The sequence below is a fragment of the Citrobacter sp. TBCS-15 genome (genome assembly GCF_005280815.1).
Taxonomy (GTDB): Bacteria; Pseudomonadota; Gammaproteobacteria; order Enterobacterales; family Enterobacteriaceae; genus Citrobacter; species Citrobacter werkmanii.
The window spans coordinates 1-239 of sequence record NZ_SZWK01000196.1 but is presented as its reverse complement, the minus strand read 5'-3'; the positions used below and the strand labels follow the sequence as shown (position 1 = coordinate 239).

1 pseudogene is annotated in these 239 nt (G+C 36.8%); it reads left to right on the top strand.

Annotation, left to right across the window (positions count from 1 at the left end):
* Window positions 1-239 (top strand): annotated as a pseudogene (locus tag FDW96_RS12640) (deoxyuridine 5'-triphosphate nucleotidohydrolase); the annotation flags it as partial.

Below are 239 nucleotides of genomic sequence, written 5' to 3'. Positions count from 1 at the left end.
GATGATGAAGTATTGAAATTATACGACCGTTCAAGTAATCCAGTTAAGCGTGGCATTGCATTGATTAATTCAGTAGGAATTATCGATTCAGATTACTATCCGCAAGAATTTAAAGGCTTATTTATGAACATCTCAAAAGAGCCTGTAACCATTTCTAAAGGTCAAAGAATAATGCAAGGGGTATTTGTCAAATACCTTACAACAGACGATGACAACGCAAATGGAAAGCGTACAGGCGG